The organism is Paenibacillus sp. JT31N7 (assembly GCF_059692095.1).
The window spans coordinates 67,102-86,597 of the sequence record NZ_JCAUAT010000008.1 but is presented as its reverse complement, the minus strand read 5'-3'; the positions used below and the strand labels follow the sequence as shown (position 1 = coordinate 86,597).

Genomic DNA, 19,496 nt, shown 5'->3' with positions numbered 1-19,496 from the left:
AGCGCTGCACGGCAGAAGTCTTTTGAGCGAAGAAGTCATCCGGTTGCTGGAGGCATCTGGAATGGCGGAACTATTGGAAAATGGAGCCTGGAAAGCTTACATTCAATTGGCTTATTTAAACGGGGATATCACCTTAACCAATGGATTACAGAGCAAGCAGATGAGAATGTTTCCGGCCCTTTGGCGCCGGCAGACCACCTATAGCTGCAAAAGATGCGGAAGCGGGAAACTTCATTTTACTTCCTGTTATCATTGCGGAACGGAATGCCCCTACTGTGAAGAATGTCTGACCATGGGACGAGTGCGTTCCTGTACTTTGCTCATTGAGGGAGTTAAGGAAAGCGGCGGGGACGAGGAGGAGGCCTTAGGAACGCCTGAAGATGTAAAAGAAAGTCCGAGAGGAATACTTTGTCATAAAGAGATCACACGGGAATCGGCAAGCGTTCCTGACTTGGAGGCTTATTTGAACCCGTGGGGTCTGAGTCCGGCTCAAACAGCAGCTTCGAAGGAAGCACTCACTTTTTTAAGCGGCACTTCGCCCGGCGGCAAGGGTGCAGAAGGAGGCGATGGGCTGCCGCGAAGCGGCGGAGACTCGGATGCGAGAGAGAAAAGCGGCAAAACAGCACCCAGCTTCCTGATCTGGGCGGTCACAGGAGCGGGAAAAACGGAAATGATCTTCCCGCTCCTCCAATACGAGCTTGCGCACGGCCGCAAGCTCGCGATTGCCACGCCGCGCCGGGACGTCGTACTCGAGCTGCAGCCGCGCCTGATGCGCGCGTTTGAGGGCTGCAGCATCGTAACGCTGTACGGCGGCGGCAGCCAGACCTGGGAAAGCGGCGATATCACGATCGCAACCACGCATCAGCTTATGCGCTTCGCGCATGCTTTTGATGCCGTGATTATCGACGAGATCGACGCTTTCCCGTACCTGAACAGCGCGGCGCTGGAATTCGCCGCGCGCAAAGCCCTTGCGCCGGGAGGACGCTACGTCCTCCTCTCGGCGACGCCCCCGCGGGCACTGCAGCGCGAGGCGGCGTCCGGACGCCTGCCCCACGTCACCGTGCCCGTGCGCTTTCATCGGCACCCGCTGCCCGTGCCCAAGCGGGTGCCGGTGCCTCCGCTGCGGCGTATCCTCCGCAGCGGTACCCTGCCCCAGACGCTGCGTGCGCGTCTGGAGGGCTCGCTCGAACGCGGCGCGCAGCTGTTCGTGTTCGTGCCGGAGATCAAGCTGGTGGACCCGCTTGTCGGGCTGCTCCAAGGCCTCTGGCCGGATAAGGTCATCGCCGGCACATCGTCCAAAGACCGCGAAAGGTCGGTGAAGGTAACCGACTTCCGCGGCAAGGTTACGGACATCCTCGTCACTACAACGATTTTGGAGCGCGGTGTGACCGTGCCTAAAACGGACGTGTTCATCCTCGATGCGGATTCCGGTTTGTTCAACGAAGCGGCTCTGGTTCAAATGGCCGGCCGCGCGGGAAGATCGAAGGATGACCCCCAAGGACTTGTCTTTTTTGCAGGGTTGGAAAATACAGTGTCTCAAACAGGGGCAATCCGGCAAATAAAAAAAATGAACAGGACAGCCCGGAGAAGGGGTTATTTATTGAAGTAAGTTAGTGGTAGTAAGTAAGTGAAAGTAAGTAAGTGAAAGTAAGTAAAAGTAAGTAAGTAAAAGTAAGTAAGTAAAAGTAAGTAAGTAAAAGTAAGTAATTGGAAGGGAGAACAAACGAATGATCGGTCTCTCCAACCCCAAGCCACCCGCAGAATGGTGGAGCAAGGTAAAACGATGGTTTCAGCTTTCTGAAGCCGAAGTTAACACCCGTGGCAGAGAGGGGACGAATTGCATCTGCTGCGGCGGGCGCAGAAGCTCTGCAAAAGAGAGTCTCGGGCTTTGCACGACCTGTTTTAACGCCATTCCCTGGATAATGGCTGTCCGCTGTCCGGTTTGCGGCCGACCGGATGATTGCCCGGACTGTGTCCGGCGAGCACAGCGTTTTTTCCTTTACAGCCGAAGTGCAGTCCGCTATGACTCCCTGATGAAAGAATGGCTGGCCTCCTACAAATACAGGGGCAATGAACGCCTGCTTCCTCTTTTCTCCGGAATGCTGGTACATGCCTATCATCAATTGGTCAAAGAACTGCCGAAAGCCGGGCAGGAGGGTTACGGCTTTCATTGCATCAGTTACGTGCCCATGAATGTCAGCCGCCTGGAGGAAAGAGGCTTCAATCAGGCCGAGGCCATGGCCGTAGATTTGGGAAGACGGCTCTCGCTGCCTGTGATGCCTCTGCTTAAGCGGACCAGGCATACGGCTAAGCAGAGCTTTAAGTCAAGAGGGGAGCGGATCAACGATCTGCAGGGAGCCTTCAAGCTTTTAGAGGGAGCCGCTGAGTCGATTGCCTGGCAGCAGGCAAAGCTTGCGAGTCAAGGAATGCCTGTACGGATCTTCCTGCTGGATGATGTCTACACAACAGGGAGTACTCTTAATCAATGTGCTCAAACCATAACTCGGCATTTACCGGTAGAGGTTTACGGACTGATGTGGGCGCGGTAGCTCTGCTAAGGTTAGGTGCACGGCATGGAAAGAAATAAACATATTTCCAACTCTTTCAGAAGGCCCCTTCTCAACGCAAGTCCAATACGTTACACTAGTCGTATACTATACTTGAAGTTTGATAAGGTGATCATAATGAGTATGAACGTTCAAAACTGTCCGCGCTGCGGAAAGCTGTTTGTGAAAGGATTTGCTGAAACATGCCCGGCCTGCGTAAAAGACATCGAGGCTCAGTATGTTGCTTGTGCGGACTATCTGCGGCAGAATCGTAAATGCGATCTCCAGGAGCTGCACGAAGAGACGGAAGTTCCCATGCGCCAGATTATCCGTTTTATCCGCGAGGGTCGCATTTCGATAGCGGATTCACCGAATCTGACCTATCCGTGCGAAGTTTGCGGCAACCCCATTCGTGAGCATACCATGTGTGACTCTTGCCGCCAGCGCCTTGTACGGGATGTGAATCAGATGATGGATGAGGGCAAAAACAGCGCAAACGCGGAAAAAGACGCTCATCATTTTCGCATTACGGACCGCTTAAAAGACCGGCACTAATCAGAAATGCTGTATTTAACTAAAAAGATCATATCCTTCTGCCGATAATAGTAATAACCATTATCGGTTTTTTTGTAGAATCGAGCCGTAAAGCGGCCTTGGAAAGTAGAGGATCCTCCATCAGATAACAAGAGGTGAATAACTATGAAAATTAATGATAGCCACCGTATCGGAAATGTAAATCCGTATGCCAAGCATAAAGAACAGTTTCAGACGGCTGCCGCTGATAAACGTAACCGTCCCAAAGACGAGGTTCAAATTTCTACGGAAGCCAAAGAACTGCTTGGAGCCGCAGGGGATGAGAATAGAATGCGCAGAATAGAAGAGTTGAAGCAGCAGGTCAAATCGGGAACTTACCATGTGGAAGCGGGCAAGATTGCCGAGAAGCTCCTTCCTTACCTCAAATAAGACCGGCAGAAACGGGGAAGAGCTGTGTCCGTATCCGAAATCGTCAACGTTTTGAATCGCATCATTGAATGCCACCAGGAACTCCGGGAAGTCGGGACAAGGAAGAGAGAAGCGATTCTTCAGAACTCCATAGAAGAACTGTCAGCTATTGTCCAGAAAGAATCCAAGGCCGTTAAAGAAATCCAGGAGCTGGATCAGCGCCGTGTAGTCAAGATCAATGAGTACATGGTAACACGCTGCTATAAAACGAACCCTTTTATAACCGTCGGGGAATTGGTTAAGCTGGTTTTCAAAGCGGAAGAAAAACAGCAGCTGATGGATTGCCAGGAGCGGCTTTTGAAAGAAATCAGACAGCTTAAAGAACTCAATGCCTTAAATCAGCAATTGGTGGAACAGTCACTCGGATTCATCGACCTTTCACTCGACCTCTTAACGGCAACACCCGAGCAGGACGCGATCTATGCGAACCCGACCCAGCAGGGACAGGCCAAACGCAAGAACGCTTACTTCGATACACGGGCTTAGCCCGGCACATATTCCGGCCGCTTAAGGCCCTACAGCAAAGGAAGTGAATTTATGCGTTCTACATTTCATGGACTGGAGCTCGGCAAGCGCGGTGTTATCGCACAGCAAGTCGCGCTGAATACAACGGGCCACAACATCACCAACGCCAACACTCCGGGATATTCCCGCCAGGTAGCTCAAATGGTTGCCGCCCGTCCGCTCGAATATCCTTCTGTGACCAACTCCACCTCTCCCGGCCAACTGGGTATGGGGGTTGAAGTCAATGCGATCCAGCGTATCCGGGATATTTATTTCGACGTGGAATACCGGAATCAGAACTCATTAATGAACGAATCGAAAGTGATTTCGGAAACGCTCAGCAACATCGAAGGCGTTGTGAACGAACCGTCAAACAACGGCCTGGCGAAGAATATCACGGAATTCTGGAAAGCCTGGCAGACGCTCAGCAAAAACCCGAGCACGGAAGACCTGGCCGCCCGTTCCGCAGTCGTTCAGCAGGCGATGGCGATGGCCGATTCTTTTAACAGCATGGCTAATCAGTTTGCGACGATGGGCAACAACATCACAGAAAGAATCAACGTCAAAGTATCCGAAGCGAACAGTTATGTGACGGAGATTTCTGACTTGACGAAGCAGATTAAGCACATTGAGTCGGGTGGAGATAATGCCAACGATCTCCGCGATAAACGTGACTACCTCGTCGATCAACTATCCAAGCTCGGCAACGTGAAAGTAACGGAAACATCGCAGACTTACCAGATCACGTTCGGAACGAAACAGGTTATCGACGATCTCAATTCGGATCCTATTGTGCAGGCCGATGTTGCGGGCGTCACTTCCGGTGAAATCTTCGGCTATACACAGTCCCGGGATACATTCATTGCCGAATATACCAAGCAAATCGATCTCATGGCCAATACGCTGGCTACCGGAAAAATCGAGGTTACCCTACCGGCGGGAAGCATTTTGCCTAATGGCATGACGCCTCCGGCAGGAGCCAAAATGGATCCGGCCAACCCGCGCAAACTGGCTGCCGATGCAAAGGTAACCGTCGATGGGTTGAACGGACTTCATAGACTCGGATATACGCTTGAAGATCCGGCTACCAACGGAAAGGACTTCTTCGTTACTTCCGACGGATCGGGTAAATTTACGGCACAGAACATACGGGTTAACCCGGATATCGCCAAAGATTTGAAGAAGATCGCGGCTTCCCTGCGCATCGAAACCGTCAGCAAACCGCCAGCGGCACCTACCGACAAAGTGGTACAAAGCAACGGCGACCTGGCGCTTCTTATCGGCGGCTTGGCTGAGAAGACGTTTGACTTCGGCGGTACAGCCTTGACAGCGTCCTCTACGTATGGCGGTTATTATGAAGCGGTAATGAGCCAACTGGGCGTTCAGACCGATCATGCCAAGAAAATGCTCGAGAACGGCGAACTGCTCACCGACCACGCGGACAGCCTGCGTCAATCGATCAGCGGCGTGTCGCCCGATGAGGAAACGGCCAACCTGATTAAATTCCAGCACGCTTACAATGCTTCGGCACGTGTTATCACCGTTGTGGATGAAATGCTCGACAAATTGATTAACGGAACCGGCGTTGTCGGAAGATAGGAGGGGTAGCTAAATGCGGATCACACAGAACATGATGAGCTCATCGATGATGAAAAATCTCCAAACGAACTATAACCGGTTGGATAAATATCAGGAACAGTTGTTAACTCAGCAGCGGATTAACCGTCCTTCCGACGATCCTGTAGGCATATCCAGTTCGCTTCGTTATAGAGGCGAGATCGATATGACGGATCAATTTGCTGAAAATGCCAAGGATGCGGACTCCTGGATGAATTTTTCGGATACGGTGATGAACGAGGCTGTAAAAATCCTACAAACGGTTTCCGAAAAAGCGGTACAAGGAGCAACAGAATCAAACAATCCTGAAGCCAGAAAGATTCTTGGACAGGAAATTGATGAGCTTTATAAACAAATGGTGGCTATCGGCAACTCCCAATTCAAGGGGAAATATATATTTAACGGGCAAACAACGGATCAGAAGCCTTTTTCGGACGATCCGGCAAATACCTCTTATAATCTTGACGAAGGCCTTATGCGCTATCAGATAGGTGCAGGAATTTATGTCGATGTAAACTCTCTGGGAAAGGACGTTTTCGGTCCTTTTCAAGACCCGACTGATCCTACCAAGGCAGCGAATGTTTTTAAAGTTCTAGATAACCTTAAAACTGCTTTAAGTGGCGATAACACAGCCGGCATCGAAAAGAGTATCAAAGAGATTCAAACGACTATGGATCAGGTGCTCTTCGCACAAGCGGATGTTGGTGCCCGCCAAAATCGCCTTCAATTTACAACCGACCGTTTAGAAGATCTAACTATAAACTATACCGATTTGCAATCTAAAATCGAAGATGTAAATGTACCCAAAACAATTACCGATTTAAAGACAGCGGAGAGCATATTTCAGGCTTCTCTTGATACGATGGGGCGGATTATTCGTCCGAGCTTGCTCGACTTCCTGAGATAAAAGGAGCCTTCTATGCAGATTCCGCGTGTTCAGATCAGCCAACAGTACACCAAAATCGGACTCTCTACCACAGAGGGGAAGTTATCTATTGAACAACCTAAAGCGGAGTTAAACCTTCAACAGGACAACACCAAAGTTAGCATGGAAACAGAAAAGTCAAACTTAGAGATTGACTCTACAAGGGCTTGGTCCGCTTTAGGTTCCTCCAAACTCATTGAAATGAGAGATTTTATCGCACAAAGCGCTTTTGATATTTCTATGCAAAATATCGCGGAAATTGCCCAGAATGGTGATCGGATGATGGAGATAACCAATCACTCCAATGCATTTGCGGATATCGCCCGTCAGAATGCTTTTAAAGACCGGCCCGTACAGGTAACAGCTGAGCCTTCTTATGATAATGTAGATATCCAATATGCGCCGAGTGTAATCCACACAACCGTCCAAGACGGTAAGATTACATTTGACCCCAAGCTGAACTCTCCGCGTATTCAGTATGAAGCCGGTAAAATAGAAGCCTATATTACGCAAAAAAATGCAATTTCTTTCTCCGTAGTCGGGGGAAATTGGGATGCATCTATTTAAAGCATATGAGACAATAGCTATAATTTTATAGCTATTCTTTCTTTTTATTAGGAGGAACATTTAATGATCGTACAATCTACAAGATTTGGTGAAATTGACGTTTCGGATGAACAGTTGATTACATTTGAAGCAGGTATCTTTGGTTTTGAGACTAACCGCCGTTATGCGTTATTGCAATTAGATAACGGTGATCCCACTTTCCACGTACTCCAGTCATTGAGTGATGCCGATTTGGCCTTTGTTATCGCGGAACCCTTTCTGTTTAAGCCTGCCTATGAGTTCGAGCTTCCCAAGGCTGTCGGTGAGCAGCTTGAAATAAAGAACGAAGGGGACACGCAAGTATTTGGTATTGTAAGTGTGCGAGCCCAGGATAACGTTACAATGAACTTGAAAGCGCCTATTATTTTAAACAAAAAAAGAAATAAAGCGGCCCAGATTATACTGGAAAGCACGGATTATCCGATCCGATATTCTCTAATCAAGGGGGGGGCCTGATATGCTGATTCTGTCCCGACTTAAAGGTGAGAAGATTATGATCGGGCAAGATATAGTCCTGACTATATTGGATGTGGCAGGCGATCAAGTGAGAATTGGTATAGATGCACCCAAAGATATCTCAATCTATCGTGAGGAAATATACAGAGCCATTCAAACTGAAAACAAAGCAGCTGTTCGTTTGGATGGAGAGGCTAAGTCACTGTTACAAAAGATTCTATCTAGCCAAGACGATCTAGGTCCAAACAACTAAATTTTTTTTCGAAAGTTTCAAAAAACCTCTAAACTAATCTCAAGATAATCCGATATATATATCATGGGAGAAAAGAAGGCATCTGGCGGCCGACAGAGCTTTCTTGATCCACTAATAGGTGAACGCAAGGATGCGATCACGACCTAATTCAAGGAGGAATTTTATTATGCGTATTAACCACAATATCTCTTCTTACAATGCACAACGTCAACTGTCGACTAACAACTCGGCACAAAGCAAATCTCTGGAGAAACTGTCTTCCGGTTTCCGTATCAACCGTGCTGCGGATGATGCTGCAGGTCTTGCAATCTCCGAGAAAATGCGTAACCAAATTCGTGGTCTGGAGCAAGCTTCCAAAAATGCTTTGGATGGTATCTCCTTGATTCAAACAGCTGAGGGTGCTTTGAATGAAACTCATGCAATGTTGCAACGTATGGGTGAATTGTTTACACAAGCAGCTAACGAAGTTTTAACTACAGCAGACACAGCAAAAATTAAAACAGAAGTAGACGCTCTGTCCGATCAAATTACTAGCATCGCGGACCAAACTCAATTTAACACCAAAAAATTGCTGAATGGTTCTACTACAACGTTAAACTTCCAAGTAGGTGCTAACGAAGGCGAGACTATTTCTCTGACTCTAGAGAAAATGGACGCAGGAACATTGAAAGTAGGCAAGGGTGATTTTGCAGCTCTTGATACTAACGCAAACGCAGGTAAGAACGTTACTGCTGTACAAGATGCTATCAACAAAGTATCCGAAACACGCTCTAACCTGGGTGCTGTTCAGAACCGTCTGGAGCACACGATTAACAACCTGGGCACAACTGCTGAAAACCTCCAAGCTGCTGAATCCCGTATTCGTGATGTAGACATGGCTAAAGAAATGAGCGAATTCACGAAGAATGGTATTCTTCAACAAGCTGCAACTGCAATGCTTGCTCAGGCTAACCAACAGCCGCAAGGCGTTCTGCAATTGCTTCGTTAAGACCAGCATAGAGCCGGCCGGGATTCCGGTCGGTTTTTTTTAATACTTACATTAGGAGAGTATTAAATGAAGGTTAATCAAAGCTCTACACCTGGTTCTCTTGCGCCGTTGTTAAACGTTATCTCTGCATCGACTGTCTCGGGCTTGATAGAAGCCAACTCAACTACAAATCCCAAGCTAGAAGAAAGCTTTACTTTGCCCCAGCTTGTTGAAAAGGTAAATACAGTTTTAGCAGACTCAGATACACACATAAAAGTGAAAGTTCATGATAAGACAAACACAATTATGGTTGTTGTGGTTAATGATGATACCGAAGAAGTTATAAGAGAAATTCCCTCGGAGAAAATGTTAGATATGATGTATAACATGTGTGTAAATGTGGGAGTTTTTTTAGATAGAAAAATTTGATGGAGGGGTATAATGGCGGGTATCAGCGGACCAACAAGGCTAACAGGGTTTAGTGGGCAACTGGATACAGATAGTTTAATCAAAAAATTAATGGATACTGAGAAAGTGCCACTAAATAATCTGGTAAAAAAGAAGCAGATGACATTATGGCAGAGAGAAGATTATCGTTCCATGAACGCATCTTTGCTTGCTCTGCGTAATACGATGAATGAGCTGAGGTTTGAGAATAAATTTGAAACAGTCAAATCAACATCATCTAATACAGCTGTACTGGATATTGCATCCAGTGGTACAAATCCTGGCGTAAGCAATGTTAAGGTAACTCAGTTGGCCAACTCTGCTTCTATAATTAGCGAAAAAGTAAATAAGCTGCCGACGGAGAAATTAAATCTTAGTGGTTCATTTACTATTGAGGGTTCAGATCCAGCTAAGTCAGTTGAAATTACAATTACTCCCGATTCTACTATTGATTCTGTTGTTAAGGATATTAACAATGCATCAGCGAATACAGGAATAAAGGCTAGTTTTGATCGGTCCAGTGGTATTTTGTATTTAAATTCTACAGGAACGGGCGCTGGCTCAAAAGTTAAAGTCACAGATACCAATGGTACATTTGCAAATGTATTCGGAGCAGGTACACCACTGAGTGCACAAGGTAAAGATTCGGCATATAGTGTCAACGGAACTGATATTACAGCGAATTCAAACAGTGTAACCATTAATGGAGTTCAGGTTACTCTTCGAGGTCAAGGTGAGGCTTCTATCGGAGCTATGGTGGATCGTTCATCTGTAGTAGATAAAGTCAAAAATTTTGTGAAACAGTACAATGAAATAGTTGATAAATTTTCCGAAGCAACCACGGCTAAGAAGAATCGCGCCTATCAACCGTTGACTAGCGAGGAAAAAGAGGGCATGACGGATTCCCAGATTACATTATGGGAGAAAAAGGCCCGTGAAGGGGATCTATATAACGACGGTTTACTCAAAGATACATTAGCTTCTATGCGATCTGCTCTCAACCTACCTTTAGAGGGGATTACTAATCCACCGGATCCCAAGAGTCAATTGAGACTCCTTTCACAAATTGGTATTAATGTGGTAAATGATTTCCGTGAGAATGGTAAGCTTGAGATTGATGAAAAGAAACTTCAAGAGGCGATTAATACTAGATTTGATGAAGTTAAGGTTTTGTTTACTAAGTCTTCTGATACGCCCAATGATACCCCTGAAAATATAAAAAAACGAAAAAGTGAATTAGGTTTTGCTGATCGTTTGTATGAGACTATAGGTGCACAGCTCACTAAATTTACTAAGAAGATTGGTTCAGGATCTATCGAAGCATTAGATGAGAGTGTGCTAGGAAAACAGCTAAAAGATTTTAGTAAAAGGGAAGCAGATCTAGAGCGCAAATTATTAGATATTGAAAATCGATACTATAAGAAATTTGGTGCTATGGAGAAGGCGCTTCAAAAATTAAACAGTCAGGGTTCATGGATTGCATCGCAGCTAGGCGGTTAATGATTGTTTACAAACTACAACTGATGAGAGAGGTTAACAAATGCAAAACGCTAAACAGCAGCAATATTTGAAAGTTCGTGTTGAGACGGCAAGCCCGGGAGAATTGACATTGCTGTTATATCAGGAAATGGTCAAATTATTGCTTCAAGCGAAGCAGTTGTATTCTCAAAGTCAGTACGAAGATATGAATCAGTCCTTGTATAAGGTTAAGACTATACTTGGGGAATTAATTGTAACCTTAGATATGAAGTATGATATATCTAAAAATTTAAGTAATTTGTATATGTTTTATAATCAATATATTGCTGAATTTATCATCAAAAAAGATGAGAATATGTTAAATGAGGTTCTTGATTTCGCTAGAGGAATGGTGGATACATGGAAGCAGGCTATGCTTTCACTAAAAACCAGCGGGAGCCAAATGAATGCGTAGTACTCGGCAGATACTTGATGAAATTTCAGCAAACTATACATGCATACTTAAATCACCATGTTTTGAAGTTTATGAAAAATATTCTGAAGTGATTAATAAATTATATGCTTCGCTAGAACAAAGGAGCGTCACGGACGAAGATAAGTTGAAGTTGAAAGAAATTAAAAATATGCATGATGAAATTACGCAAGCCTTAGAATTAGAAAAGAAAACTCTCGAAAAACAAATTGTGGCGATAGAAAAAAAGAAAAACGCTTCAAATGTTTATATCAAACAAGCATCTTACATCAATGATGCTTTTTTTGTGGATATTAAAAACTAAATCCGAGGGGGTTGCCCTATGAAAAAAACGATGGTAAGAACCATCAATTTATTTTTGTCTTTACTCTTAGTGTTTGCTATTTTGCCTAGTTATAGTGCAATGGCAAGTGCTGATGAGATTGTTAGAGTAACGAAGACACTTAACCCGACTCAAATCTTAGAGGGGGGAGAATCGACTGTTACTCTTAATATACAAGGATCAGACAGTGTTAACGTTGTTAAGCCCAATGATATCATATTGATTATTGATAGATCCGGTAGTATGGATCCTAAGAATAATAATGGCGAAGATAAAATGACAAACGCCAAAAATTCTGCTACTGGATTTATAGATTTACTGGATTTTACTAAACATCGCGTGGGTGTTGTAGACTTTGCGAGTGATGTGAAATTTAAAGGTCTATCCTCTAACCCGGCAGATGTTAAGAATTATATTAGTGGGATAAAGGCATCTGGCGGTACTAATACAAAGCTGGCAATTGAAAAGGCTCGTGAATTATTAAGTGGGCATAGAACCGAGGCACAACCGGTCATTTTATTACTTACAGACGGAGAAGCTACTGAACCGGCCCCAGTTGACAATGCACGGAGACTAGCTTTAGAACAAGCAAATGGGGCAAAAAGTGAAGGAATCGTTTTTTATACGATTGCCTTATTAAAACAGAACGAGAATCCCAATACCAGTGCGCCGAATTTGCTAATGAAAGACATGGCGACTACGGCTCAACATCATCACTTCGTACTCGGCTCAGTAGGATTAGCTGAGATTTATCGGGCTATTGTGGAAGAAATAGGGATGGCGAGTGCCTACGATGTTACGGTTAAGGATACAGTTGCTCCTGAATTCGAAATTGTTCCGGGATCCTATAAAGATAATATTCCACAACCAACTGTGGTTGGAAATACATTAACATGGACTTTTAACGAATTAAAAAAGGAAACCCTCACTTTTAATTACAAAATCAGACATAAGACTGGAGAGAGAGTTGGACATCTATCCGTCGGAAGTGCAGATATTGATGTTACTTTCAAAGACTATTTGGGTACTCCGCATCAAATTAAAGTGCCCAATCCTTCAGTAGACGTGATGTATCCAGCACCACAGATCACTTCTCTAGTAGAAGATAAAGGCCTGGTTCAAGGTGGAGAAACAGTAACCATACATGGAGCGAATTTTAGGGCTAATCCCAAGGTAACCTTCGGGAATACTGCAGTAAGCTCGGTACAATTTATTGATTCTACTAAGTTAATTGTGCTTGCTCCTCCAGGTCCACAGGGTATCGCAGAAGTTAAGGTGACTAACACAGATGGTCAGTTTGCTAGTTATTCCTATAATTACTATGCGAATCCTGAAATTATTTCAATAGTCCCTAAACAAGGTAAGCTTTCTGGCGGCAATGAAGTGGTAATTACAGGTAAATACTTCATGAAAGAGGCTCGTGTTAAGTTTGGTGAGCACGATGCAACTGTTAAAGCTGCAACTTATGAACAAATTAAAGTGACGGCACCAGCTGGAACTGCAGCAGGGTTTGTTGACGTTACAATTATTAATCCAGATGGGACAAGCGTAACCAGCACGAATGCCTATGAGTATCTTGAAGCACCCGTAGTGCTTGGTATCCAACCTGCTGCAGGGCTAACAACCGGTGGAGATACCGTGACAATTACGGGGGAACATTTTAAGCCAGGAGCTATCGTTAAATTTAATCAAAGTGTGGTACCGACTGAATTTGTGTCGGCAACTGAACTGAGGATCACTACGCCTTCTTGGGCTAAAGCAGAGAGCGTTGATGTAGTGGTTATTAATACAGATAAGCAGGAAGCAGTCCTTGGTAAAGGCTACACCTATAATTACCCTGCACCAATAATAACAAGCGTTACTCCTAATGCGGGTCCTGCTGCGGGAGGAGAATTTGTAACTATTACAGGGGAAAATTTCTTTGCCGATTCCAAAGTGCTATTTAAGGATAAAGTAGTTTCCTACACTTTTATAGACAAGCAGCATTTAAGAGTCAGGGCTCCACAATGGACGCAAGAAGAGAAAGTAGATATTACTGTTAAGAATCCAGATGGCCAATCGGCTACGGCTAAAGAAGCTTATTCTTATACCCTTCCTGAAGTATTTGAATTGCTTTCCGTTGTACCTAGTAGCGGATTACTCGCAGGAGGAAATACAATAAGCATCCAAGGTAAGAATTTTGATAATAACCTATCTGTTTATCTGGACGGTGCGAAAGTTACCTTTACTTTGATTTCATCAGAGAAAATTAATATCATTGCACCAAAAAGACTGGTAACAGGTAAAGTCGATGTCAAAATTGTGGATATGTATAAACGTGAGGCTACGTTAAAAGAAGCGTATGAATACCTTGCACCACCACCACCACCCGCGCCTGTTGTCACAAGTGTAGATCCAGCAGAGGTGGTAAGAACGAGCGGCGAGTTTATGCTTATAAACGGAGATAATTTTCAAGATGGAGCTGTTCTTTGGCTAAATGACAGAAAAATAACATCTATTTCCTTCGTCAATTCCAAACAATTACGTCTTAGAGCGCCTAGTTGGGATAAAGAAGAGTTTGTCGATGTTAAGGTAGTAAATCCGGATAATCAGTCGGGTACCTTGGCAGCGGGTCTTCATTTCATAAATCCGCCTGCTGACCCAGCTCCGGTTATTTCTTCGTTATCTCCAGATACAGGAGAAATGCCAGGCGGATACTTCGTTACGATTAATGGACAGTCTTTTAAGAATGGTGCAAAAGTGTTTTTTGGAAGTAAAGAAGTTCCTGTTAGTTTCCTAGGTGCCACTCAATTGCGTGTCAGAGCTCCGCAATGGGAAGTGGAAGCCACTATTAATCTTAAAGTTGTGAATCCGGACGGACAAGAAGTCAGCAGCCCATTTACTTATATTCGCCCGGCCTTAGGACCTGCTCCTGAAATTACTAGTGTAACACCAGAGCAAGTTTTAATAACTGGCGGTACTTTTGTAACAATCAACGGAGAATACTTTGCAGCTCAGTCAGTCGTTAAAGTCGGTAATCAGCAAGTTGTGACAACGTTTGTCTCAGATAAGCAACTTCGAATCCGAGTTCCTGTTTGGCCCAGAGCTGAAAGAGTCGACATCACAGTAACGAATGTTGATGGACAAATAGTAACGCGTACAGGCGGTCTGGAATATATTCTTCCACCACCACCTGTAATTTCGAGTTTAACACCGAACCACATGGTAATGGACGAAAATCAGTTTGTTGTTATTGACGGTGCAAACTTCCAAACGGGATCTAAGGTTCTCTTTGGTGATAAGGAAGTGGTAGCCACTTTTATAAGTGACAAACAACTTAGAATGAGGGCGCCAGTTTGGAGTAAAGCTGAGACTGTTTCGATCAAGGTAGTTAATCCTGATGGACAAGTGACATTATTAGAGGCTGGGTTTACTTTTGATCCTAAACCGATGAAACCAGCACCTACTATAACTACAATTAGCCCTAATAGCGGGCCAAAATCAGGTGGCGATTTCACTTATATTAACGGAAGTAATTTTGTCAACGGCGCTAAGGTTTCTTTCAATAATGGAGCTTCATTTGATGTTACTTTTTTAAGTGCTAATCAAATCCGCTTCAGAGCTCCTTCTTCTGCCAAATTAGGGCCTGTAGACGTTAAAGTAATCAATCCCGATGGCCAGACAGTTACGCTTACTGGTGGGTACACGTATCAGTAAGCCAGAACAGGTGCCTATGTCTTATAGGCACCTGTTTTTATTAGATCACAGGGGGAATCAACCTTGAGTCAACCTATATCCGCTTGCATAATGACTAAAAATGAACAAGATAACATTGGTGCCTGTATTGATTCGGTTAAACCTTATGTGAAAGAAGTAATAATAGTTGATACTGGCTCTGAAGATGACACAGTAAAGTTAGCCATTAGTAAAAATGTTCGAGTACATCAGATGGAATGGAAGAATGATTTTTCAATAATACGAAATGAAATGATTAAGATTGCTACACAACCTATTATTTTGATGATAGATGCAGATGAACGGGTTCTACCCAACCAAGAAGAGAGTTTTAGGAATACGTGTAATCTGCTATTTGATGATAGTGATAAAATTGGCAAGGTAATTATTTTAAATGAACAAGAAAATAAGGAAACGGTAAAATCAAGTATCTCTAGAATTTTTAAAAATTCTAGCTGCTTTTCCTATGCAGGTGCTATTCATGAGCAAATACAAAGTGAAAGCTCCAATACAACCTATTTTCAATCGGGTATTACTTTAGCGCACAAGGGATATCTCATCTCAAACTTAATAGCAAAAGACAAATATGAACGAAATCTATCTTTGTTGTTTAACGAATTGAAAAATGCCAGCAATGGTTCATATATTAATTTTCAAATTGGCCGAACTTATTATGTAATGGGGGAAAATAAAAAAGCTATTGATTATTTAAAAAAAGTCTATCATGAAGAGTTGTTAAATCAGCCTTATTACAGCACAGTTATTCAAATTTATGGATGGGCATTATTGAAAGAAAAAAAATATTCGGAATTATTTAATTTATTACAAAGAGGAATAGAACTTTATCCGGATTATACGGATTTGTATTATTTATTTGGATGTACACTCATTGAAATGAAATCAGCGGAATATGTGTATTTGATTCCAGAGACCTTTCAGACGTGTATTGAACTGGGCGAACCTGATTCAAATAAATATGAAACTGTAGAGGGTGTAGGTTCCTTTAAAGCTCGTTATAATTTGGGCTTATATTACGAGTTAACCCATCAGATAGATAAAGCTGTAGTTGAATATCGTCTTAGTGCAGCAGACAATTTCAAATTAGCTACTGCCCGCCTTGAAAAAATAATTTCGGCTTAAAATGGTCATCCTGGAGGTAATGAAGATGAAGCAAATAGCATTAATGCCAGAATACATGAAAAAATTTAAATGTATTGGTGGGGAATGTGAAGATACTTGTTGCGCAGGTTGGACAGTATCATTGGATAAAAAGACATTTAAGAGCTATCAAAGAATAAATGATCCCACATTGAGAAACAAAATAAAAGACGGAACGAAAAGAATTAAAAGTAAAGATAATTCAGACCCAGAGCAGTACTACGCAAGGTTTATTCTAAAAGATGATTTGTGCTGCCCCATGCTTACAGTTGATAAGTGGTGTATGATCCAAAAAGAAATAGGAGAGCAAGCCTTATCCAAAACATGTACGACCTATCCCCGAAACTTGAACAAACTGGATGGGATTTATGAATTATCTGGAAGAGTATCTTGTCCTGAAATTGCTAGATTAGTATTGTTTGAAGCCAAAGGAATCGAGTTTGAAGAAATGGAGATTGAAATAGAACAGCAGTGGTCACTTTTAAGAAGGAATAGCTCAGAAAGAGGGTTGGCACAATATTTTTGGCCGATAAGAATGCTATCTATTGAAATAGTTCAAAATCGTCAAATATCACTAGGTGACAGAATGGTGTTATTGGGGTTATTTATAAACGCCTTACAGAAAGATATTGACGAAAATAAAGGGCACTCTATTCCACATGTAATTAATTCGTATAAGGAGAAAATGCTAGATACGGACTATTTGAGGTCTATCGAGAAAATCGAAGTTAATTTAGAATTACAGCTACAGGTATTATTTGAATTGATTAAATCACGGATAGAAATGGGCATTTCGAGTGAAAGATATCAATTAACATTTAATGAAATGATGGAAGGCTTGAAAATAAATCAAGAAAAATACACACTAAACTCCTTTAAATTTAATTATGAAGAAAATTTTAAAAACTTTTATTCTCCATACATGAATACCAAGGAATATATTATGGAGAACTATATAGTTAACTATCTATTTAATATATTATTCCCTGTGTTGTCTGAGGAAAATGACTCATTGTTCCTTGGTTATGCAATCATTTCGACTATTTATGCTATGCTTAAAGTTCATCTTGTCGGAGTTTCCGGTAAACATCAAGGTCTAAATGATGATATTGTTTTAAGAACTATTCAATCTTTTGCTAAGATTATTGAACATAATACCACTTACATTACTTCAATAATAGAAGAGTTAAAAAGAAACAATTATTATTCCTTAGCTCATATTTCATTAATGGTTAAAGATTAAGATCTCTTAAGTTAGAGGGTATAGGGATGATTAAACAACTTCGCGCTAATGAATATCAAAATAGGATAAGAAATCTGAAATATGCTGTTCCAGAGATTCTGAGAGAAAAAGAACAAACTCCAAGTGACAATATTCATATTGTTTATGTGATGGCTCACGTTAGCGTGTGCGGCGGTACCAAGATTATTTTTGAACATGCAAATAACTTAAAAAGATGGGGAGCCCGGGTTACAATCGTTTCTCACTTTGTAAAACCGGAGTGGTTCCCAATTGAAGCCGATTATTTAAAAGTTCCATTCGGGATTGATGTTGCTCAAGGAATCCCTGATTGCGATGTTATTGTATCTACCTATTGGGATCATATTCAAGCCTGTATAGATACAGGAATTGCACCAGTAATTTATTTTGAGCAGGGGGATTTTCACTTATTTGATCATACACAAGTCGATGAAGATACGCTGGAGACTATACGAAAGTTATTTAAGCTTCCCACGTATATAACAACCGTTTCTGAAAGGAGCGCCGATTATATTAAGAACGTATATTCTCGGGACTCCTTTGTTTTTCACAACGCTTTGGATGACGAAATCTTCAATTTACAAGGAAATAGCTATAAAACGAATACTCCGTATTTGTTAATGATGGGGGGGGAGCAGCAGGAATTCAAGGGAATTAATGATATCATCGAAGCCTATAGTACATTAAAGGATGCTGGTTATGAATTAGATCTAATATGGATAACGCCCTATGAACCGGCTAAAAATTATCCGGAAGTCACCAGGATTTTCGTGAATCCTTCTCAAACTCAAATTGCTGAGCTTTACAGAGGAGCATTCATTTATGTGTCCGGATCTCATTATGAGTCTTTCTCTTTACCAGGTTTGGAGGCAATGGCCTGTGGTTGTCCTCTTGTAACTACTGAGAATGTGGGGGTTAAGGAGTACGCAATTGATCGTGTGAATGCATTATTTTCGAGAATTGGGGATTCAGACGATCAAACGCAGAAAATTAAGAGCCTTATAGACAATCCTGACTTGTATCAGCATTTAAAGTTAAACGGTTTGGAGACCGCGGGTAATTTCAGGTGGAATAGAATAATTCCAGAACTTTTATTGTTCTATAAGGATATAGCTAAACTAGAGCAGCACCCAAATAATGGATTTAATGACTGGGACATTTCATTTAGAGAAGAGCAATTTGCAGGTAGAGATGACTGGGAAAAATTTCGAAAGCTACTTTTAAATTCAACTGCAACTGAAATTTTAGTTCCAGTTTTGTATCCACTAATTGAAGGGCACGAAATTGCGAGGTGGGAAATAGCTGCTAAGCGTGTCAACCATGAGAATAATGATGTTTCTGGTTTGAAGCAAATGAAATGCTATACCAAGGTGCAGGGAAGAGATGTTCAACATCTTCCTTATTACAAAGCTTATATTTATTTTCTAGAAGAGCAATATGAGGCAGCTTTAAATCAGTTTATCCAATTCTATCATGAAGCTGATTCTATTAGAACACAAAGCGTTTATGTCAAATGGATTGTTCTATGCTTGATTGAACTTCAAAGAGATCCACAAGCATTAGATATTCTTAATGATATGTTTAAAAGAAGTATCGACAATAGTGATCTTTTGTATATGTATTATTTAATTAATGTGATGAGCGGAAAATCTAAAAAGGATTTAACTCAGATCCTAACAGCTATTTCTTTATTAGACGATGCTGTTGCATATCCTGAATTTTTCACTAATATAGAGCATCGAATTTTTGAAAGAAACAATATATAGG

19 protein-coding genes are annotated in these 19,496 nt (G+C 42.5%); all 19 read left to right on the top strand.

Going from position 1 to position 19,496, the window contains the following annotated elements:
* The first annotated feature begins 61 nt into the window (after positions 1 to 61).
* The 19 genes from AC58P5_RS24855 to AC58P5_RS24765 all read left to right on the top strand — a co-directional run bounded on the left by AC58P5_RS24855 (position 62) and on the right by AC58P5_RS24765 (position 19,495).
* Positions 62 to 1,609 (top strand): helicase-related protein, encoded by a 1,548-nt coding sequence (locus tag AC58P5_RS24855; RefSeq protein ID WP_497391428.1) that lies wholly within the window; start codon positions 62 to 64, stop codon positions 1,607 to 1,609.
* Between the two features lie 424 nt (positions 1,610 to 2,033).
* The gene (locus tag AC58P5_RS24850; protein WP_497391426.1) at positions 2,034 to 2,549 is read left to right on the top strand and encodes a ComF family protein; all 516 of its coding nucleotides are present in this window, start codon (positions 2,034 to 2,036) and stop codon (positions 2,547 to 2,549) included.
* Between the two features lie 135 nt (positions 2,550 to 2,684).
* A complete protein-coding gene (locus AC58P5_RS24845; protein WP_009676992.1) occupies positions 2,685 to 3,101 on the top strand; it encodes a flagellar protein in 417 nt (138 codons plus the stop codon).
* Positions 3,102 to 3,245: 144 nt separating this feature from the next.
* On the top strand, positions 3,246 to 3,509 hold the full coding sequence (gene flgM / locus AC58P5_RS24840) for a flagellar biosynthesis anti-sigma factor FlgM (protein WP_326050656.1): 264 nt from the start codon (positions 3,246 to 3,248) through the stop codon (positions 3,507 to 3,509).
* A 24-nt stretch (positions 3,510 to 3,533) separates the two neighbouring features.
* A complete protein-coding gene (locus AC58P5_RS24835) occupies positions 3,534 to 4,034 on the top strand; it encodes a flagellar protein FlgN (protein WP_497391423.1) in 501 nt (166 codons plus the stop codon).
* Between the two features lie 51 nt (positions 4,035 to 4,085).
* The gene (flgK, locus tag AC58P5_RS24830; RefSeq protein WP_497391421.1) at positions 4,086 to 5,651 is read left to right on the top strand and encodes a flagellar hook-associated protein FlgK; all 1,566 of its coding nucleotides are present in this window, start codon (positions 4,086 to 4,088) and stop codon (positions 5,649 to 5,651) included.
* A 13-nt stretch (positions 5,652 to 5,664) separates the two neighbouring features.
* A complete protein-coding gene (flgL, locus tag AC58P5_RS24825; RefSeq protein WP_497391419.1) occupies positions 5,665 to 6,576 on the top strand; it encodes a flagellar hook-associated protein FlgL in 912 nt (303 codons plus the stop codon).
* 12 nt (positions 6,577 to 6,588) lie between these two features.
* Positions 6,589 to 7,161, top strand: a complete 573-nt coding sequence (locus tag AC58P5_RS24820) for a DUF6470 family protein (protein WP_497391417.1) — start codon at positions 6,589 to 6,591, stop codon at positions 7,159 to 7,161.
* 63 nt (positions 7,162 to 7,224) lie between these two features.
* Positions 7,225 to 7,656, top strand: coding sequence for a flagellar assembly protein FliW (gene fliW, locus AC58P5_RS24815; RefSeq protein ID WP_497391416.1), 432 nt, complete (start codon positions 7,225 to 7,227; stop codon positions 7,654 to 7,656).
* A 1-nt stretch (position 7,657) separates the two neighbouring features.
* Entirely contained in the window at positions 7,658 to 7,909 is a 252-nt protein-coding gene (csrA, locus tag AC58P5_RS24810) for a carbon storage regulator CsrA (RefSeq protein WP_497391415.1), read from the top strand.
* Between the two features lie 166 nt (positions 7,910 to 8,075).
* A complete protein-coding gene (locus AC58P5_RS24805) occupies positions 8,076 to 8,897 on the top strand; it encodes a flagellin N-terminal helical domain-containing protein (protein WP_009677020.1) in 822 nt (273 codons plus the stop codon).
* Between the two features lie 66 nt (positions 8,898 to 8,963).
* On the top strand, positions 8,964 to 9,305 hold the full coding sequence (locus AC58P5_RS24800) for a flagellar protein FlaG (RefSeq protein ID WP_497391413.1): 342 nt from the start codon (positions 8,964 to 8,966) through the stop codon (positions 9,303 to 9,305).
* A gap of 12 nt (positions 9,306 to 9,317) precedes the next feature.
* Positions 9,318 to 10,823 carry a flagellar filament capping protein FliD gene (gene fliD / locus AC58P5_RS24795; RefSeq protein ID WP_497391411.1) on the top strand — a complete coding sequence of 502 codons (1,506 nt, stop codon included), beginning with the start codon at positions 9,318 to 9,320 and terminating at the stop codon, positions 10,821 to 10,823.
* 40 nt (positions 10,824 to 10,863) lie between these two features.
* On the top strand, positions 10,864 to 11,256 hold the full coding sequence (gene fliS / locus AC58P5_RS24790) for a flagellar export chaperone FliS (protein ID WP_497391409.1): 393 nt from the start codon (positions 10,864 to 10,866) through the stop codon (positions 11,254 to 11,256).
* Positions 11,249 to 11,578: a hypothetical protein gene (locus AC58P5_RS24785; protein ID WP_497391407.1), complete on the top strand. Its 330-nt coding sequence runs from the start codon at positions 11,249 to 11,251 to the stop codon at positions 11,576 to 11,578. The genes fliS and AC58P5_RS24785 overlap by 8 nt, the downstream gene beginning before the upstream one ends.
* Positions 11,579 to 11,596: 18 nt before the next feature.
* Positions 11,597 to 15,292, top strand: coding sequence for an IPT/TIG domain-containing protein (locus tag AC58P5_RS24780; protein ID WP_497391405.1), 3,696 nt, complete (start codon positions 11,597 to 11,599; stop codon positions 15,290 to 15,292).
* A gap of 63 nt (positions 15,293 to 15,355) precedes the next feature.
* Entirely contained in the window at positions 15,356 to 16,450 is a 1,095-nt protein-coding gene (locus AC58P5_RS24775; RefSeq protein ID WP_497391403.1) for a glycosyltransferase, read from the top strand.
* Between the two features lie 25 nt (positions 16,451 to 16,475).
* Complete coding sequence (fliB, locus tag AC58P5_RS24770) at positions 16,476 to 17,711, top strand: flagellin lysine-N-methylase (protein WP_497391402.1); 1,236 nt, start codon at positions 16,476 to 16,478, stop codon at positions 17,709 to 17,711.
* 26 nt (positions 17,712 to 17,737) lie between these two features.
* Positions 17,738 to 19,495: a glycosyltransferase family 4 protein gene (locus AC58P5_RS24765; protein ID WP_497391400.1), complete on the top strand. Its 1,758-nt coding sequence runs from the start codon at positions 17,738 to 17,740 to the stop codon at positions 19,493 to 19,495.
* Position 19,496: the final 1 nt, after the last annotated feature.

Excerpts from the sequence above, each read along its gene's own strand:
- AC58P5_RS24855 (WP_497391428.1), top strand. The coding sequence starts at position 62 with ATGGCGGAACTATTGGAAAATGGAGCCTGGAAAGCTTACATTCAATTG.
- AC58P5_RS24850 (WP_497391426.1), top strand. The coding sequence starts at position 2,034 with ATGAAAGAATGGCTGGCCTCCTACAAATACAGGGGCAATGAACGCCTG.
- AC58P5_RS24845 (WP_009676992.1), top strand. The coding sequence starts at position 2,685 with ATGAGTATGAACGTTCAAAACTGTCCGCGCTGCGGAAAGCTGTTTGTG.
- flgM (WP_326050656.1), top strand. The coding sequence starts at position 3,246 with ATGAAAATTAATGATAGCCACCGTATCGGAAATGTAAATCCGTATGCC.
- flgK (WP_497391421.1), top strand. The coding sequence starts at position 4,086 with ATGCGTTCTACATTTCATGGACTGGAGCTCGGCAAGCGCGGTGTTATC.
- flgL (WP_497391419.1), top strand. The coding sequence starts at position 5,665 with ATGCGGATCACACAGAACATGATGAGCTCATCGATGATGAAAAATCTC.
- AC58P5_RS24820 (WP_497391417.1), top strand. The coding sequence starts at position 6,589 with ATGCAGATTCCGCGTGTTCAGATCAGCCAACAGTACACCAAAATCGGA.
- fliW (WP_497391416.1), top strand. The coding sequence starts at position 7,225 with ATGATCGTACAATCTACAAGATTTGGTGAAATTGACGTTTCGGATGAA.
- csrA (WP_497391415.1), top strand. The coding sequence starts at position 7,658 with ATGCTGATTCTGTCCCGACTTAAAGGTGAGAAGATTATGATCGGGCAA.
- AC58P5_RS24805 (WP_009677020.1), top strand. The coding sequence starts at position 8,076 with ATGCGTATTAACCACAATATCTCTTCTTACAATGCACAACGTCAACTG.
- AC58P5_RS24800 (WP_497391413.1), top strand. The coding sequence starts at position 8,964 with ATGAAGGTTAATCAAAGCTCTACACCTGGTTCTCTTGCGCCGTTGTTA.
- fliD (WP_497391411.1), top strand. The coding sequence starts at position 9,318 with ATGGCGGGTATCAGCGGACCAACAAGGCTAACAGGGTTTAGTGGGCAA.
- fliS (WP_497391409.1), top strand. The coding sequence starts at position 10,864 with ATGCAAAACGCTAAACAGCAGCAATATTTGAAAGTTCGTGTTGAGACG.
- AC58P5_RS24785 (WP_497391407.1), top strand. The coding sequence starts at position 11,249 with ATGCGTAGTACTCGGCAGATACTTGATGAAATTTCAGCAAACTATACA.
- AC58P5_RS24780 (WP_497391405.1), top strand. The coding sequence starts at position 11,597 with ATGAAAAAAACGATGGTAAGAACCATCAATTTATTTTTGTCTTTACTC.
- fliB (WP_497391402.1), top strand. The coding sequence starts at position 16,476 with ATGAAGCAAATAGCATTAATGCCAGAATACATGAAAAAATTTAAATGT.
- AC58P5_RS24765 (WP_497391400.1), top strand. The coding sequence starts at position 17,738 with ATGATTAAACAACTTCGCGCTAATGAATATCAAAATAGGATAAGAAAT.